This is a genomic window from Algoriphagus sp. NBT04N3, from assembly GCF_019443765.1.
GTDB lineage: Bacteria > Bacteroidota > Bacteroidia > Cytophagales > Cyclobacteriaceae > Algoriphagus > Algoriphagus ornithinivorans.
Genome location: NZ_CP048415.1, coordinates 516,778 through 535,500, shown reverse-complemented (window position 1 = coordinate 535,500; position 18,723 = coordinate 516,778). Strand labels below are relative to the sequence as shown.

The 18,723-nt window shown below is 39.3% G+C and carries 16 protein-coding genes; all 16 read right to left on the bottom strand.

The window, feature by feature from the left end:
- Window position 1 precedes the first annotated feature (1 nt).
- Window positions 2-706, bottom strand: a complete 705-nt coding sequence (locus GYM62_RS02380; protein ID WP_219958151.1) for an SDR family oxidoreductase — start codon at window positions 704-706, stop codon at window positions 2-4.
- Window positions 707-770: 64 nt separating this feature from the next.
- Window positions 771-4,235 carry a hypothetical protein gene (locus tag GYM62_RS02375; RefSeq protein ID WP_219958150.1) on the bottom strand — a complete coding sequence of 1,155 codons (3,465 nt, stop codon included), beginning with the start codon at window positions 4,233-4,235 and terminating at the stop codon, window positions 771-773.
- 43 nt (window positions 4,236-4,278) lie between these two features.
- Window positions 4,279-7,983, bottom strand: coding sequence for an ATP-binding protein (locus GYM62_RS02370; protein WP_219958149.1), 3,705 nt, complete (start codon window positions 7,981-7,983; stop codon window positions 4,279-4,281).
- 57 nt (window positions 7,984-8,040) lie between these two features.
- Entirely contained in the window at window positions 8,041-8,259 is a 219-nt protein-coding gene (locus tag GYM62_RS02365) for a hypothetical protein (RefSeq protein ID WP_255590503.1), read from the bottom strand.
- Between the two features lie 60 nt (window positions 8,260-8,319).
- Complete coding sequence (locus GYM62_RS02360) at window positions 8,320-8,871, bottom strand: DUF420 domain-containing protein (RefSeq protein ID WP_219958147.1); 552 nt, start codon at window positions 8,869-8,871, stop codon at window positions 8,320-8,322.
- Window positions 8,858-9,526, bottom strand: a complete 669-nt coding sequence (locus tag GYM62_RS02355) for an SCO family protein (protein WP_219958146.1) — start codon at window positions 9,524-9,526, stop codon at window positions 8,858-8,860. The genes GYM62_RS02360 and GYM62_RS02355 overlap by 14 nt, the downstream gene beginning before the upstream one ends.
- Window positions 9,527-9,600: 74 nt before the next feature.
- Complete coding sequence (locus tag GYM62_RS02350; RefSeq protein ID WP_091655053.1) at window positions 9,601-9,930, bottom strand: cytochrome C oxidase subunit IV family protein; 330 nt, start codon at window positions 9,928-9,930, stop codon at window positions 9,601-9,603.
- Window positions 9,931-9,950: 20 nt separating this feature from the next.
- On the bottom strand, window positions 9,951-10,727 hold the full coding sequence (locus tag GYM62_RS02345) for a cytochrome c oxidase subunit 3 (protein ID WP_091655052.1): 777 nt from the start codon (window positions 10,725-10,727) through the stop codon (window positions 9,951-9,953).
- Between the two features lie 27 nt (window positions 10,728-10,754).
- The gene (locus tag GYM62_RS02340) at window positions 10,755-11,336 is read right to left on the bottom strand and encodes a cytochrome c oxidase subunit 3 (RefSeq protein ID WP_219959388.1); all 582 of its coding nucleotides are present in this window, start codon (window positions 11,334-11,336) and stop codon (window positions 10,755-10,757) included.
- A gap of 2 nt (window positions 11,337-11,338) precedes the next feature.
- A complete protein-coding gene (gene cyoE / locus GYM62_RS02335) occupies window positions 11,339-12,244 on the bottom strand; it encodes a heme o synthase (protein ID WP_219958145.1) in 906 nt (301 codons plus the stop codon).
- A 2-nt stretch (window positions 12,245-12,246) separates the two neighbouring features.
- Window positions 12,247-13,323: a heme A synthase gene (locus GYM62_RS02330; protein ID WP_219958144.1), complete on the bottom strand. Its 1,077-nt coding sequence runs from the start codon at window positions 13,321-13,323 to the stop codon at window positions 12,247-12,249.
- Window positions 13,307-15,190, bottom strand: coding sequence for a cbb3-type cytochrome c oxidase subunit I (locus GYM62_RS02325; RefSeq protein WP_091655049.1), 1,884 nt, complete (start codon window positions 15,188-15,190; stop codon window positions 13,307-13,309). Before GYM62_RS02325 ends, GYM62_RS02330 begins: the two co-directional genes overlap by 17 nt.
- Before the next feature lie 27 nt (window positions 15,191-15,217).
- The gene (locus GYM62_RS02320) at window positions 15,218-16,237 is read right to left on the bottom strand and encodes a cytochrome c oxidase subunit II (RefSeq protein ID WP_091655048.1); all 1,020 of its coding nucleotides are present in this window, start codon (window positions 16,235-16,237) and stop codon (window positions 15,218-15,220) included.
- A 22-nt stretch (window positions 16,238-16,259) separates the two neighbouring features.
- Window positions 16,260-17,555 carry a quinol:cytochrome C oxidoreductase gene (locus tag GYM62_RS02315; protein WP_219958143.1) on the bottom strand — a complete coding sequence of 432 codons (1,296 nt, stop codon included), beginning with the start codon at window positions 17,553-17,555 and terminating at the stop codon, window positions 16,260-16,262.
- Window positions 17,556-17,557: 2 nt separating this feature from the next.
- Complete coding sequence (locus GYM62_RS02310; protein ID WP_091655046.1) at window positions 17,558-18,178, bottom strand: cytochrome c; 621 nt, start codon at window positions 18,176-18,178, stop codon at window positions 17,558-17,560.
- A gap of 13 nt (window positions 18,179-18,191) precedes the next feature.
- Window positions 18,192-18,722 (bottom strand): DUF3341 domain-containing protein, encoded by a 531-nt coding sequence (locus GYM62_RS02305; protein WP_091655045.1) that lies wholly within the window; start codon window positions 18,720-18,722, stop codon window positions 18,192-18,194.
- Window position 18,723: the final 1 nt, after the last annotated feature.

Sequence of the window (18,723 nt, the reverse complement as noted above, 5' to 3'; positions counted from 1 at the left end):
ATTAAATATCACCTAATTGTGGGCGAATCACTATTTCTTCAACAACAGATTGTGGGGAAAGGTTGTAAGCAGCCCATACAGACTCCGCTACATCCTCGGGCTTCATAAATCTTTCTATAGGTAAATCTACCCCTTCCCAACTGGCCGTGTAAGTAGCCCCCGGTAAAATGGAAGTGACCTTCACCTGATGGGGTTTCATTTCTTCTCTAAGGCATTTCGTCATTCCCAGCATAGCCCATTTGGAAATCGCGTAACTACCTCCATTAGGATAGGCTGTGGTCCCTGCGATTGAACCAATACTGAAAATATGACCTGATTTTCTTTGGATCATTTCTCCAATAAAAATTCTGGTCAGATAATAAGCCGAAAAAAGATTGGTATGCATCATCAGTTCAAAATTTCCTTCCGGCTCATCGTGAATGGCTCCCGGTAAAAATAGGCCTGTATTATTTACCAAAACGTCTGGCTGAAATTCTCCTTGGACTTTGGTAGCTAAAGCCTTCACTTGATCTTTTTGAGAAAGATCAGCCACTTCTGCAATAACCTTTATTTTAGGGAATTTAGACTCTAACTCCTCTTTTAATCTGCGTAAATCTTCCTGATTTCGGGAACATGTGGCGATGTCAAAGCCCTCTTTCGCAAAGCGATGAATGATAGCTTTTCCAATTCCTTTTGTTCCTCCTGTTACCAATATGCTTTTGGGCATTTTTGTTAGTGTTTTAATAGTTAGTATGACAACTATCTAGAGCCAGCAAAGTTACATTTTTTTATCAAAACAGTGCCGTCACTTGAACTCTTCCCACATGAACAATGCGGTCCAAGCCTTGGGAATTTCTTCCTTCATATACCATGTTTAGCTGTAACCCTTCTCCAATCTTCTGGAGCCAATTCATGTTCCAGATAATATTGGTTCCAGGAGTCAAAGCCTGCAACATCTCATACCCCACAGGAGAATTGACCACTCCGTTATAATCAATCTGGGTCAACTTCAAATTGAAATTCAAGGTGGTCTTGATGGCTCTTGCAAATCGCACATCCAATCCTACCTGATGGTTCTGGGCTTTTTCTTCAAATTCAATATTCGCCTCATTGACCTTATCTGTAAATACATAAGAACCCGTCATTCTCAATTTGACACTGGGCTGCCAAACAAACTCGGGGCCAAGGGATCGCTGTTGAATCTGATAGTTTCTATTGGATAAAAAGTCTGAGCTGGAAACTCTTTGACCTGTGGAACCTAGGATTCGAAGAGTAGTTCGGTTTGTAAAATTATACCGGGTATTCAACTTCCAGTCTTTTTGAATCAGATCTTCAAAGCCTCCCGAGAGTAACTGCTTCAGCTGTGAATCAAACAAGGATAGGTCAAATCCATAAAGTGCAGATGCCCGGTTAAAAAACAGGGATGTTCGAATCACTTGCCTTAATGAAAGAATATCCTCGCGTTGTACTCCTCCGATAAATGGATTGACCCGAACCAAAAAATCCTCTGAAGTCACCTTCTTTTCAATACTTAAGCTACTGGTATTTGAAAAGCGCTGGAGGAATGATTTAATTCCGCCACCCTCTTTCCAATCATCCGGGAATTTTGCCTGAACTCTATAATTTAAAAGAGAAGTATAAGCTTGGATATAGGTATCAGTAGGTACAAAAATTTTAATATACTGTTTCTCCTCTGGATTGATTGCTATGTAAAATTCGTTCAACTGCTGAATCCCATCTCCATTATCGTCCCTCCAGGTATGGGTTCCATCTCCATTCGGGGCAGGAATAAAAACAAATTCTCTCTGCAATTCCCGACCGTTACCAATAGCATAACTCAATTCATTTCTGATGAGATTTTTTCCAAGAGAACCTATATAATCCAGTTTGCCCATGACTGTCAGTTCTCTCGGCAAGGCCCTTTGTAAATATTCCAATTCCCTATAAGTAAAGGTACTTGTCAAGCTGTGCTGATTCCATTGTTTCTGAAAAGTGAAATTGGAAGTAAATGCTTTGGTATCATTCTCCAATACTCCTGAAAAAGGAGCTTTATCTTCTCTCCAAGCGGCATCCAATCGAAACTTAACTCCGAGCGTATCATTGTTTTGGAGGAAAATCAAATGCTCTTTGAAATTCATGGCTGTGCTGATAACAGAATCTGTTTCGATGACCTTAAGGGCATTTTGATCCAATGAAAACTGGTAGCCAGGCTTAAAAATTTTGGATTGGTAAGAGATATTTCCGAGATATCTAATCCATTCAGATTGTGTGGAATCCTTGTCACTTTGAAGACTGAAAAATTCATTTCTAATCTTGATCCTCTCTCCTACTTGGAAATCCCAATTGGCAGTATGCTGGGTTCCATTCAATACATTCTGTCGATTTCTAAGATATACCAGGTAGTTAAATCTATTGGAATCATCCTTTGTAGCAGAAATCCCGGCTTGAATAAATCTTTCAGCCGCAGCGCTCCTAAGCTCTTCCTGCGTAATCCCCCAGTCCCGGTCAAATTCTATGTAACGAAAGCGATCGATAAAATTGAAATTGCTAGAATTGTATTCAAATTCAGTCTTCCCGCTCAACTCATATCCCGGTAAGAGTTTGCTTTGTCTTTTGGAAGATTCTAAGCCAAGTTTCCAGGCTATTCCCTGATTATCCTCATTATCAATAGTTGAAAAAAGATTTTTATCTCTGCTGGACAGGGCAAATTCAGTATAGACTTTTTCATGTTCAGTAATTTTGATTCTGGTACCCGCAGTCAACATGCTTCTTTTATCAGGTGCCGGCAACTGACTGACGATGGAATAATTTCCCTGTGGTTGACCATTGAGCCTCGGCACATATTCGAAAACCGTTCCGTTAGAGAGCTGATTGGTCCTGATATAATCCCCATTTCCAAAGCCAACTTGAGAAAAAGAAAGATCGAAAAAAGCCTTTTCTGGATCCTTCGAAAACCTGTAATATACAATGGGGTTTCCCTGTCCATCTTCTTCTACTATTTTTTCATATAAAATTCGATTGGGATCAAAAGCCACAGAATCTATCCTCGGTATTCTGGCATTTTCAACCTGATCACCCACACTTGCCAGAAGTGCTAATTCCTCTTGAGAGAAATCAGTGAATAAGGGACGGTTTCTATTATCCTTCTCCTGATAATAGTTCATATAAAAATCTACTGTTCCATTGGTTTGTAAATGGTTAGCGCCAACTATGGAACGGGAATAATTTCTCTCTGCAAATTCAAAGTCGACACGAACTCTGGAATATTGAGTAATGAGAACCTTTGGAGTAAAAGTGATTTCAGCCTGATTATAATCAATCACATAATCGGCATTAAAGCCTCTTTGGAGCAATTTTCCATCTAAAAACACCCGCTCTGAATTAGCCATAATAATAACAAAGCGCTCATTATTAGGACCATTTAAACGGTATGGACCTAATACTCCTTCTAATATTGGAACTTGTATAGAAGCGAACTTTCCTTTAGCTATGGATGCAAATCCCTGGGTACTTGCCTCCCAATTTCCCTTCATCTTATATTGAGTGGTGAGCTGAAGACCTTGAACGTTTTTGTAATACCGGAGAAATTCAGACTGCCTCTGCTGCAAAACCACATCTCCGGCAGCCAAACGAAAATCATTATTATACAGCTCAATCAAGACATTATCAAAATCCTGAATTTGCTGGGTATTCCCTTCTGGTTGAAATGGAACATTTTGATCTGTAATACTGGCTCTTATATTCAAGTTTTCAGCAATTTCTCCCTCCAGTTGAAGGTTTAGTGCAGAGTTTACAAAAACATTCTGCGTATTACCTACAGAAACACCCCGAGTCAAGCTACCAGACTTATACAAATTGGTACTGGGGAAGAGCTCTTCTCTGATATCCAAAACTTCATTTTGGATCACTCTATTATCCTTAAATCTGGCCGTAGAATCATAATTTTGGAGTAGGGTTCTTCTGGCAATGGGTTTGTCAAAGCGAACAGAAAAAGTGCGATAACACAGTGTTAGGGAATCAGTAGCTGGAATTACATCTTCCTTTATGCTAATAAAATTTTTGCTGAGATCGAATACGAAAGGATAGATATCGCCTTTTTCATCTTTTAATACTATGGTTTCTTCAATTCCTGAAAGAGAATCCAACTCCATCCCTTTTTGAAGTTGAGCTACAGGAACCTGCCTACAGATTTGCTGGGCTTTGGAATAAAAATTCCCCAGCAGAAAAAATAGAAGTATAAGCAAGCAACTACGCATCAGAAAACCAGACCCTTTTACTCACAAGGTACTAAAAGCCAACTTATGTGGCTATAGGAAAAGTTAGGTAAAATGTAGTTCCTTTTCCGAAATTAGTTTCAAACCATATTTTTCCTCCGGCTGTTTCCACCCCTGATTTTGCTATGGCAAGCCCCAATCCTGAACCGGTGGATTTGGTGCTGAAATTTGGGATAAAGATCTTGTCTCTAAGTTCCTCTGGTATACCTTTTCCATTATCAGAAATCTCCAGAAATACCGCCTGCTCTGTCATCCAAAGCCATACTTTAATCTGTGGAGTTTTCCCCTCTTCCACAGCCTGAACTCCATTGATAATTAAATTGGAAACCACCCTGCCAAATAATTTTTCGTCCCCCATAATAGGGATAGTGTCGGTGTAAGAGTCATCCTGGAAAATCAAGTCAACCTTTTCATCATTCTTAAAAAGATCCAAAACTCTTGTTACCACCGCTTTAAAGTTCATGAGCTCATTTTTCGGCAATGGCATCTTGGCAAAGGTGCTGAATGATGAAGCTATTCCACTTAAGGCATCAACTTGATGAATGAGGGTTTCCAGAGACTTTCGAAGTTTTTGCAAATCATCCAGTCTTCCCGCCTCCTCCAATCTCAGCAAATGCTGCAAAGTCAGCTTCATTGGAGTTAAGGGGTTCTTTATTTCATGCGCAACTTGCTTAGCCATTTCCCTCCAGGCAGATTCTTTCTCTGTAGACGCCAATACCTTTTTACTGGCTTCCAGCTTGAAAAGCATGTTGTTATATTCATTGACCAAAAGACCGATTTCATCCTTTGCATCCCAATGCATAGGTTCGTTATTCTCCAGGTTGGTGGTTTTCAACTTTTGGGTCAAAAGTCTAAAAGGGAAGGTCAAGTTTTTGGAAACGAAGAAGGAAACAATCAAAAAGACGATGAAAATAATCACAAACGTGTTGAAAATATTACTCAATACATCTGCAATCAGGGTATTCAGTTCCGCCTCAGACTCAAAAAACGGAACTCCCAATATCGCGGAAATCCCTTGTCCAGTCGCTGTAGGAATAGCCAAATAAACAGACTTGTATCTAAGTTTTCCTATTTGTTCTTCAGCCAAAAACTGAAGTTGATTTTTTTCAATGATTTCGGAAATTGCTTCCGGATTAATCTTCGGGGCCAGCAATTTTTTATCAAAAATATTAGGCCTATTGGTGGACTCCAGCTTGCCTTCTGAATTGTATAAATGAATATCAGCGGCAATAGTATTTGCCAAGGTTACAACCTCCTCATTTAGCAAATCCTGGTTTACCTGACTAAGTGAACGGTCTCCCAGAAAACTGGATAAATTCCCACGAATCAAAGCAGCCTTCTGTATATACTGCCTATCTAGATCTTCTCTGTAACTATTGGCCAAAAGCCCTATTGTGATGATGGAAATGATGATAATTGGAAAAAAGAAGGCAAAGTTGAGGTAAAGCTGAAGCTTGGTAGAATAATTAAACTCAAAATTCTTTCTCCCCTTTATCAATACATTAGTCAAAATGGTGAAAAAGGTCAAAAAGATGAATACAACGAAATAGAGAGATATATTCCCGAAGAAGTAGGAAAAAGGTCTATTTTCCGAGGATATCACAATTACTTCTTCCCCATTTGACACCGCGAAATGATGGTAGCCATTGGCATGAATACCCGAACCCATCAGTTTGGACTCATCCAGTCTTGCCAATAAATCCGAATTGGAATAATTAAAAGAACCTGCATTTCGGATGATTTCTCCCTCCCGGAAAATAGCATAATCAAACCTGACTGGATCTAATTTTTCACTGTATTTTTTATCTAGCAGTAATTTAGGATATACAGAGCCAGGCTGAACTCTCAGTTGCCGCAACTCCAGAAACAAAGTCCCAAGTAAATTTTCATCCCGCTGAATAGGAATGAAGGCAATAAATTGATTCCCCATATTTCCTTCCGAGCCTCTGATAAAGTAGAGTCCTTTAAGACTGGTTACATAGTCTGATTTGACATATTGGTCTCTCAGCCTATTGAGGGATCTATTATCCGGCGAATTGATCAAGTCCTGTCCATTGGGAGAAAACAGTCTGACACGGACATCAAACTGATCAAAGTAATTATCCAGATAAATACGCCTGATTTTAGTCTCGATGGGATCTTTGGATAATAAGGGGTCTGCCAGTCGATTTTGAATGAATAAGTCGGATTGAATGCGGCTAAAAATTTCTCCCAAGAAAAATTCAGTCATCACATCGCTTTCTATTAGATTTTGATTGGCAAAGCGAACTTTGGATTGGATCAATTGCTCTCTTTCTGTTTGAAAAGTACTGATACCCGCAATCCCGGCAGTGATCAAACAGCCAAAGAAAAACGTCAAAAAGGTATTAAGTCCGAGTCTGAAAATATTTCTGAAAAGCTCAAATTTGATGACCAAAAAGAGGAAGATCAGGTGTATAAACCAGGCCACTCCCAACCAAGTAGACAAGAATAAATCTAATAATCCTATGGGAAGTCCTGCAACCAGTAGGTATTTGAAATAAATTTTCTTGGGTGCATTGAGCTCCAACAACAAACTTCCCAGAGAAAGACAGAATAGAACATAGATAGCCGACCAGAGAAAAACAATCAAAAAGCTCAGTCCCTCAAAAATCCCAAACGTAGGGATGGCCTCAATATCCAATGGCCATTGAGAATTTAGAATTAGATCTCTTGGTAATTCCCAAACCAGATAAAAACCTAAGGCTGAAATCAGGAAAACTATCCCAAAGAATATTCTCAGTTCTTGTTTGGTTTGAAGTATAGTAATCTTCTCATGGGTACGAGGAGATACCAGCTGATATAAAATCATGCCCGAGACAGCCACTCCAAAAACCGTATTGATTAATAAATCTCCTAGACTGGGGTTTAACCAGGATGCGGCATAATAACTTGGATCAAAAAGAGCGATATTGAAATACTCTCCGGGAAATCCCAGAATCAGCATGACCAGTCGAAATGCCAAAACTACCAGAATCCCATATCCTACTCCTTGCCATCTTCTTCCTTTCCTCCATTTTTTTAATACAAAATCTGAGCTTAGCAGAAAATAAAGCAAGAAAATAGAAGTGAAAAAGATAAAGACAGCGGGGTTTGAAATCCGCCCTGCCGATTGATAACCGATCTGAAAATCAATCCCGAAAATCGGGACACCCGCTAGATTGCTGACTTGATAATTCGCCTCCTCTCCTATTGGTTTTAGGATAAATTTATCATTCCCAAAAAGCCTGGAATTTGCTCCGGTTACTAAATAGTCATTTTCAATAGATCCCGGCCAAACCAGACGAAAAGCATGAACCACCAAGTAAGACTTACCATTTCGACTGATCTTTCTGTTTTTAAGTAAAAACTTTCCATAAGGATCTTCCAGTAGCTGATACTCTTTGTTTTCATCTACCTGATCAAAGTTTAAGGTAAAGGTGAAATCCGACCAGAATAAAAGCTGCTTTTCAGGATTGAGAATAAAAAACGGATGATTGTTAGCCGAAGAACTGATCCGGTCAAAAGTAATTTCCTCGTCAGGTCTGATGACCATTAAGATTTGGACAAAATCCTCATCAAACTCCCTGTCAATTTGTTGAATTTCTTCTTCCAGCACAGTAATGAAGCTTTCTTCATCACTTTTTTGAAAGAAAAAGAAATTCAGGATTAAAACAGCAAGGAGAGAAAAACTGCTGATCAAAATAATCAGCCTGCGAACGTTTGAGCTCATTTGGTTTAAAAATAAAAAAAGCAAAGTCCCTGATCAAACTTTGCTTCTTTTAAATGCTTATCTAAGTGCGAGTTTTGACTTTCTTTTTTTGGCGGCTCTATACCAAAGAATACCTATGACGGTAGCAATGAGATAGGGCATGACAAATAGATATAAAATCCCGGTATTCAAACCAGAACCAATACTCGTATCACCATTACTTACATTATTCTCTACAGAGGCTCTACACATAGCACATTGCGCAAAAGAATTGACTTGCACCAGTAAGAATGCCATTACTGTAAATAATAAAGTTTTTTTCTTCTTCATCTTAACTCCTTTCAATTTTCAATAGTATCAGTGAATATAATAAGGGCTTATCATCAAATAGACGATTACACCTGTCACTGAAACGTACAACCAAATCGGGTAGGCAAATTTAACCACTTTTCTGTGCTTTTCCCTTTGGTTGGTATATCCATAGTAATAAGCGAAAAGAATAGGAAAAAGTGCCACTGCAGCCAGAATTATATGGGTTATGAGTAAGAAATAATAGACAGGTCTAACCCATCCTTCTCCTCCAAAAGAGGTGCTTTCGGCAGCTCCGTGATAAATCACATAAGAAACCAGGAAAATTGCTCCTAGTCCAAAAGCTACGCTCATCGTCGCGCCATGGTAGGAATACATTTTCTTCTTTACAAATATAAGCCCTAAGATCAAGGCCAAACTTGCGGCGGAATTCATTACTGCATTCAAATGGGGTAGAAAATAAACCCATTCTGCGCCAATATCCACCTTACTAGGCATAAATAGCAAAACAGCTACGGCTACGGGGATCAGAACGGAAATAATAATGATCCAATTTTTGACTTTAGCTTCATTTTGAAGCAGGGAATTACTTGTTGCCATGCAATAAGACTTTGGTTTCTAACATTAACAAATCTACGTCCTCTCTGTTCGTGCCACTATAATATCCTCTGATTCTTCCCAGCTCATCAACGAGCACAAATTTATCACTATGCACGAAATCATCCGGAACACCCATGCCGTCTAGAGCTGGTAAAATAAAGCCACATCTTGCAAGTTGATAGGTCTCATCAACCGGACCGGAAAGAAATTGCCATTTATCGGAAGAAGCATTGTGCTTTTGAGCATATTCTTGAAGGATTTCGGGAGTATCATACTCAGGGTCAATACTAATTGACATGATCTGAACTTGAGGTTCTTCCCGAAACATATCATTGACACGTTCCATTTCCTTAGACATCACGGGGCAAATACTTGGACAAGAAGTAAAGAAAAAATCAACAATAGTGATTTTCCCTTCCATGTCTTTCCTTCCTACATTATCCCCATCCTGATTTACAAAAGTAAATTCAGGAATATAGTGCTGAGTGCTATCCTCAAAGGTGCACTCTCTGAATGGATTCTCTACCCCATTTTGGTAAAAGATAGGCAAGTCATACTCGTTGTTTCCAAACCCTCTCAAAAACATGATGATCAGCACGGGTATCAATAAGATACATACCAATACCAAGCCTTGTAATATTCTTAATCCTCTCATGATATGCTTTTAACAAAAAAGTAGGTTGAAGTGTCACACCCCAACCTACTTTTTTTAATTATTTTAATAGAATTCTACCAACGCATCATAAAGATGTCTGATCCTTCTTTTGCCAAGGCAATTAATAACCAAACTAGGAAGATCAAAGGCACAATGATAGAGTAAAACAAAGGCTTCACTTCATCACCCAAGTGCATAAATTCCATCATGATATACTTGGCTTTCCAGATTGTCAGGATGATGAATAAAGCATAAAGCAAAATTCCTCTATCCATAGTAAATGCCATGATAAACTCAGCAACTGTGATGGCTAAAAGTATACCTGCAGTTTTCCAGATCTTTTTTATTTTTTCGTCATTTCTTGGGGTTACTTCCAAGGTTGACTTGTTATCCTGAATTTCCATATTACAAGAATTTTAAATGCTTAGATTAGATAGAACAAGGTAAACACGAAGACCCATACCAAGTCTACAAAGTGCCAGTAAAGTCCGATTTTTTCAACCATTTCATAATGGCCTCTTCTGTCATACACTCCCACTGCTGCCTGATAAAAGCAAAGGAAAAGAAGTACAACACCAATAGTTACGTGAAAACCATGGAAACCGGTTATAAAGAAAAACAATTGAGCGAAAGAGGCTGGTCCATATTCATTCACCACCAAGTTTGCACCAAAGACTGTTTCTGTAACTTGTCTATTTAAAGAGTTGACATAGGTAAGGACAGTTCCTCCATCTGTACCATGGATAAAGTGATTCCACTCCCAAGCCTGACATGCAAGGAAAGTAATACCACCCAACATAGTCCATAGCATCCATTTTACTACATCATTTCTATCATTTCTGTGTCCTGCTTCTACAGCCAATACCATGGTAACTGAGCTGGAAATCAAAATGAATGTCATGATACCTACGAAAACCAATGGAGCATGAATCCCATGTAGAAATGGAACAGCTTCGAATACCAATTCAGGAACTGGCCAGTATTCATTAGATCCTACAAAGGTGTCAGCAGGACCTGTATAAGCTGGATAACTTACACGGATTGCTAAGTAGCTGATCAAAAAAGCAGCAAAGGTAAAGATGTCGGAGAGCAGGAAAAACCACATCATCAGTTTTCCATAGCTGGCTTTAAGAGGTTCATTTCCACCTCCCCAAACGCCTCTTTTAGAGCTTACTCCAATTGCAGTAGAATGCGCAGACATAATTAATTTATTTGTACCAGGTTAATTTTAATGATTCAATAGCAAAAACATAAAGAGATAAATCCACAAACCTCCGAGGAAATGCCAATAGGTAGTGGCCATCTCCATTGTATTCATTGATTGTGAATGAACTTTATATCTAAAGGTCGAAATTAATACAATAATCAGAAATATCACACCGCTAATAAGGTGTAAGGCGTGTAATCCGGTAAATACATATAGAAAGGAGCCTGCAGGATTACCTACAAAAAACACTTCTCTATCTACCAGAGCAACCCAGCTATACCATTGACCTACCAAAAAGGCCAGCCCTAGGACAACTGCACCCACCATACCTATACGAAGCTGAGAAATATTATCCTTCTTAGCTGAGACATAAGCAAAATGAAGGAAAACTGAGCTCAAAACTACAATTCCAGAAGTAACCCAAAATATATTAGGCAATTCGTAATCCAGCCAATTTCCTTCTGCTTGACGTACGATGTAGGCACTGGTCAAAGCAGCAAAAATCATCACCACAGTAACCATAAACAGCCACAATGCAAACTTCTTTGGATGCATTGAGATAGGCTGTTCCACCATATCTACATATTTCAATTCTTTTTCCATCATTAAGGTAGTTTATCCAATAAATACGCAATCTGAACAATTGGCAAATAAAGGAATGACCCAAACATGATCTTCAAAGCAGACTTTCTAGAACAGTCCCTCATTAATGAAAAGGTCTGAGCTAAGAACAATACACCACAGATAGTTGCCACAATCCCGGAATTCAAACCAGTCAAACCAAAATAGCTTGGCAATAAACCGAGAGGAAGCAAAAACAAGGTGTATATCATGATTTGAATAGCTGTATTCAAATCCTGTCCTCCACCGCTTGGCAACAACTTAAAGCCTGCTTTCTTATAATCCTCATCACTTACCCAAGCAATTGCCCAAAAATGAGGGAACTGCCAGATAAATTGAATACCGAAAATGATTAGCGCCTCATAAGTAATTTGTCCTGTAGCGGCAGTCCATCCTAATAAAGGAGGCATGGCTCCAGGAATAGCTCCAACAAATACTGCGATAGGACCAACTTTTTTCAAAGGAGTATAAGCAAATACATAAAGCACCATGCTTAATATTCCTAACCAAGTGGTCAATGGATTAGTGAAAATCCAAAGCAAAGAAACACCTATTATTGCCACGATTGTGGTGAACCAATATGCTTCTTTAAGAGAAATAATCTGTAAGGGTAAAGGTCGGTTTTGGGTTCGCTTCATCAACTTATCCAAATCCCGCTCCATGATTTCATTGGCAGCGCCTGAAGCACCTGAAATCAGGAATCCACCTAATGCTAGTCCCAAAAAGCCAGACCAACCAAAGCTTGCTCCTCTATCGCCTAGAATATAACCAAAGACTGCAGAGAAAGTCACCAAAGCTGACAATCTGAATTTCAGTAGATCAGAGTAGGCTTTCAGACGTCCAACTAGGACATCCATTATCGAATGGTCAGTTACACCAACTGTCCTCATTTTCAATTTGTATTTAACTTAAGCTGAACATGGTCTCTCAACTGCAAAATCAGAATAAACTGAACTCCTACAATCAGAGATCCAAGTAATAAGTGTATAGGCTGAAGAAAGGCGGGAATACCGAAATATGCCATACCAATCCCGGAAGCAATTTCAAGTAAAATCAATAGGATAAGCACCTGAGACCATAAGTTTACCTGGGACTTTCTAAGGGTATATTTAAATGCCCAAAAGAAATAAAGCAAATGCACTCCCAATAGTACAAGCGAGAAAGATCTGTGAATCAGGAACTCTATTCCTGACCTTTCAATCCATTCCTCTCTTAACATATTTCCCAGACTAGCGGCAACCTGATCAATTTGTTCTCGCACCTGAGTTCCCAAAATAACTTGAGCAAACATCAGGATTATTCCAAGAATCAAAATCCATCTGAGTTTAGATGGAACTTGAAACAGATCGGCTTTTGTCCTAATCAAATCAACTGCTCTATGATTGATGTACAGAAGTAAACCAACCAACAGCAAAGCCAAGATCATATGAAAGGTTATCATCCAAGTCAGCAAATTGGTAGAGACAACCAACGAACCTATCCATCCCTGAAATAAAACAAGTATCAAGGATGCAATTGAGAGTATCGGAATCCACTTATCTACCGACCACAATTTGAAGGATTTCCAAACTGTGAAAATGATTAAGAAACCAATCAATACTCCAATCAGACGATTGATGTATTCAATCCAAGTCTTAGTAGCGTTGAACTCCTCTTCTACTAAAATGGATTTATCATTGGCCACTTGATAAGCTGCTTTTTCAAAGCCTAATTTTTCAAGGGTTGCTACAAACCGTTCGTTTTTAGCTAATCTTTTTTCAAGATAAATCTCTTGATAATTTTTTGGGAGCTGATCTACCGAAGTTGGTGGTATCACGCTCCCAAAACATTTTGGCCAATCGGGACAACCCATTCCGGAACCAGTGCTCCGAACTATGCCCCCGACCAATATCAGGAAATAAACAGCTATCACCGTAATTAAACTCGTCCGGCGAAAGCTGTTTATTTTATTTTTAGTGTTTAGATTCATTGGCAACCAAGACCTCAGATTCCTCTTTCATAATTTCCATTTCAAGCTTCACTTGCTCTTGCTCGTGAGGAAGATTGGACTCAGGAGTCGCGGAAAGAGGTACAGTCTGAGGGATGAAATCCTCAGGTGCTCCTGGCTTTGAATAATCATAAGGCCATCTGTACACCGTAGGAATTTCTCCTGGCCAGTTTCCGTGACCTGGATTAATTGGAGTGGTCCACTCAAGTGTATTAGATCTCCATGGGTTAAGCGTCGCTTTTCTACCTCTGTACATGCTGTAGAAGAAGTTAAAGAGGAAGATAAACTGCGCAGAGAAGGTAATAATAGCTGCTACAGATACAAACATGTTCAAATCAGTATACATGTTAGTAAACTCAAAGTTAGTCCAGCTATAGTATCTTCTTGGGAATCCAGCAATACCGATGTAGTGCATTGGGAAGAATACCATGTAAACACCCACAAATGTCAACCAGAAGTGGATATAACCCAATCTTGCATCCATCATTCTTCCAAACATCTTAGGGAACCAGTGGTAAACACCCGCTAGCAATCCAAAGAAGGAGGCAGATCCCATTACCAAGTGGAAGTGAGCTACTACGAAATATGTATCATGCAATTGAATGTCAATAGCAGAGTTTCCTAAGAAAATACCAGTCAAACCACCGGAGATAAAGAAGGAAACCAGACCAATTGAGAACAACATAGCTGGAGTAAAGATCAAATTACCTCTCCATAATGTTGTCAAGTAGTTAAATACTTTTACCGCAGATGGAACTGCAATAATCAAAGTCAAGAACATAAAGATCGAACCCAAGAATGGATTCATACCTGATACGAACATGTGGTGAGCCCAAACTATAAATGATAGAATGGTAATCCCCAACATGGATATAATCATTGCCTTGTAACCGAAGATTGGCTTTCTGGAGTTAGTTGCTATAACTTCAGAAGTAATACCCAATGCAGGTAGCAATACGATATATACCTCAGGATGACCTAGGAACCAGAACAAGTGCTGATACAATACTGGGCTACCACCTGTGTTTGGTAGCGCTTCACCACCAATATAAATGTCAGATAGGTAGAAGGATGTTCCAAAGCTTCTATCAAATACTAGCAGTAGAGCCGCTGCAAATAATACAGGGAAAGATAGTAGCCCGATAACTGCTGTTAGGAAGAAAGCCCAAATAGTCAAAGGAAGCCTTGAGAAAGACATACCTTTTGTTCTAAGGTTAATTACAGTTGTAATATAGTTGATACCTCCTAGAAGAGACGATGCAATAAAGAATGTCATTGCAATCAACCATAGAGTCATACCCAATCCAGAACCAGGGATCGCCTGCTCTAATGCTGATAGAGGAGGGTATACTACCCAACCACCACCTGCTGGACCGGTTTTAATGAATAGGGAAATAAACATGATCACACTGGACATGAAGAAGAACCAGTAAGAAAGCATGTTCATAAACCCTGAAGCCATATCTCTAGCTCCAATTTGAAGAGGAATCAGGAAATTGGAGAATGTACCGCTTAAACCTGCAGTCAATACAAAGAATACCATGATGGTACCATGCATTGTCACTAAAGCAAGGTAGAAGGTAGGATCCAAAGCACCCGATTCATCAATCCATCCACCCAATAGAGGGCGAAGGAACTCTAAATTCATTTCAGGAAATCCTAATTGCAATCTGAATAGGATGGAAAGAAATCCACCAATAATTGCCCAGAAAATACCTGTTACCAAGAATTGCTTACCGATCATTTTATGATCAGTAGAGAAAATGTATTTGGTTACAAAATTATCATGATGCTCGTGATCGTGATGATCATGGGCCGTGTCATGAGTTGCAACAGACGCTGTAGCCATAGTTTATAATTTTGTGTTTTTGTTCGCTTATTGAATTTCTGCCAGTTCTTTCACATCAGACTCTAATCCTTTTGCTAAAGCAGGATTATTTTGAATGAAAGATTTCTGTTCCGATAACCACTTCTGGTAGGCCGCTGGCTCTACCACCTCTATCACTTTTCTCATCCCATTGTGACCTCGACCGCAGATTTCAGTACAAGCGATCTCATAGTTAAACTCAGGATTACCTAATTCCTCCCTCATCTCAGCAGTTGTTTTGGTTGGCACAAACCAGAATCTGGTTGGCATACCCGGCACTGCATCCATTTTCAATCTCATATGAGGAGCGAAAACTGAGTGAAGCACATCTCTTGCTCTGATTTTAAACAATACTGGTTCTCCCTTCGGAATTACTACTACCGGAGAAGGAAAATCATCAATTGAATTTTTATCAGAGAAATCAACACCATGAGAGTTTTGAGCACTAGTTAATCTGTAATCATAATCTCCCAAAACATTATCCTTTCCAGCATATCTTACGTCCCAAGCAAACTGATAACCCATGATTTCAATTACATGAGCTTTTTCAGGCGCAGGAGCAGTGATGTCAGACCAAGCCATCCATCCAGAAATAACCAAACCAGCCAAAACTACACCCGGAACAACAGTCCAAATGATTTCAAGCTTGTTGTTGTCAGGATAGAAAGTGGCTTTTCTGCTCTCCTTATACTGATACTTGTAAGGGAAGATGAATAGAAGAACGTGCGTAATCAGAAAAACGACTCCGGTTACCGCCATGGTAATCCAGAATAATTGATCTGTAATCACACCGTGCTCAGAAGCAACTGGAAGCTGATAATTATCAAATTCTTTGATAGAATACCAGAACATCAAAATTCCTGTACCAAGCAGAAACAATACGAATAAGATCGCATTGACTTTATTACTGCCTGTCGCAATTTTTTTGTCTGATCCTTTTACTACTGAAACCAAGGTTTGGATTCTATATACCATCCAGATGATGGATAGTAGCAAAAGAACCCCAACTGCAATAAGAAATCCGTACATATTTAAATCTTTTCGGCTTTAATTAAATGTGATGATGATAGCTCTCCTCAAGCATTGGGTGATTTTTAGGAAGAAGATTTCCTTTGGCCAAGCCTCCTAACACAACCAACGCCACCGCTGAACCATATACGAGAAGCATTCCTACTTCCATGAAACCAATTCCTCCATTATGACCTAGAGTACCCGGCTGAACCATCAGGAAGAAATCTACCCAGTGGCCAACCAATAATAGCGTACAAACTAACTTAAGGAAGACTCCATGACGTTTTGCATCTCTTGTCATTAAAACTAAGAATGGAAGGACAAAGTTCATCCCGATGTTTACGAAAATGAACGGTCCATACACGTCACTTGACAGTCTCTCAACAAAGTAAACTGTTTCTTCAGGTATGTTGGCATAATAGATCAAAAGGAACTGTGAAAACCACAAATAAGTCCAGAAAATGGAGAAGCCAAAAACAAACTTTCCAAGATCATGGATATGGTTTTCATTGACCATTTCCAGATATCCTTTTCCTTTCAAGAAAATAGTCAAAAGTGTGATTGCAGAAAGTCCTGCAACAAACCAGGATGCAAAAACATACCAGCCGAAAAGAGTAGAGAACCAGTGAGTGTCAATTGACATTACCCAGTCCCATGCAGAAACAGAAGAAGAAACTGCAAAGAAAACCAAGAAATAAGCAGACCAGCTTCTCATTTTAAACCAATGAGTATTTCCACCTAATTGATCTTCCGCTGCAGCTATTTTCTTAAACTTGTTGAAGAAGAATACCCAAAATCCAAAGAAGATAATCATTCTGGCAATGTAGAAAATCGGGAAAGTTCCTTTTTCCATTGGCCAGAAAAAGAATGCTCCTTTTCCGTCAATAATTGAATCATATTCCGGAGAATTAGGATCGAACAACTCTGCATGCCACCAATGGAACAAATTATGTCCCATCAGGAAAAAACTAGCAATCATAATCAAGGCAGCATATGGCAACCAGTTACCAAAAGATAACATTACCCTAGTGATGGGAGCTGACCAACCTGCTTGAGCTGCATATTGAATAGCAAAGAAGAAAACACCAACGATGGCAATACCTGTGAAATACACATTATTGATCCATACGTTTGCGAACAACCTTTCATACCAATGAAATGCATGGCCTGTTGCCTCTGCTCCTTCTTCAGCATGACCACCACTGGCCATTGCCATCACAATACCAATTACAAGTAAAGCAGCACCAATTCCCAAAATAGTCAACAAAGACTTTTTGATGCCCGCGTTGAAATCAAATTTTTGATCCAAATTATAGTTCTGTACGTCGTGAGCCATGATTACTGCTTCTGAATTACTTGTTTAACATAGTGAACGATCTTCCATCGGTTTTCAGTAGTAATCTGAGAACCATGGGCTCCCATTCTACCTTTACCTTTGGTAATTACGTGGAAAATATGGCCTTCTGGAAGATCGATGTAAGCACCACCTTTTAGGTTAGCCACACCACCTATAATCTCACCAACTTTTCCGTCACCTTCTCCACCTTTACCATGGCAGGAAGAACAATATTGCTGAAATAGAACTTCTCCTTCTTTCAAAATTGGATCAGAAAGCTCGATTGGATTTTCAATCAAAGCTGCTTCTTCCAATTCAAACTGCTTCAGTCTATGAGGCAGAAATCCATTCTTATTTCTTGGAACAGTACCTTCTACTGGCTCTCTCATATTCATGTTATGAGGATTGTAGACGTTACTGTTGAAGAATTCACCCTTTTCATCTTCACGGGTAGATAACCATTTACCCTGCTCTTCATCAGTAATCTGAGTAAGAGGCTCATATGCTACAGAGTGATACATTTGAGGGGCATATTCCAATCCCTGATTGTCTCCTCCAGCTCTACAGCCAAAGAAAGCAAGGGCAGATACTCCCAAAATACTTAGTGTTTTAGCAATCTTCATATTTCCAGAATTACTATTCAAAACTTTTATTATTTACCTCTGTAGCACCGGAGGACTTAAGGATTTCCTTAATTTTCTCCACTTCCATGCTACTGTTATTAGCGATGTCAATTGCCATCACATGCTTATCATCAGTGATTCTAACATCGAAAATCCTAGGCTGAGCCCAAGGCTTCAAGTTTGAGCTTACCATAAATACTCCTACCATACCAAAAGCAGCAAGTAATACTGTCATTTCGAAAGAAACAGGAATAAAATCAGGGAAAGCTGCAAAATCTTTACCACCAATAATCATAGGCCAATCAAACTTCATCATGTAAAACTGCATAGTCAAAGCCAAGCTAGTTCCCAACATACCAAATAGGAAGGCAGCTATAGGAAGTCTGCTTCTTTTGTAGCCTAATACATGCTCTAATCCGTGAACTGGATAAGGAGAGTAAACTTCATGGATTTTTACTCCAGTGGATCTTACTTCTTTAACCGCATGGAGAAGGACATCTTCGTCCTCGTACACTCCAAGAATAAAATGTGTATCTCTTTCCATG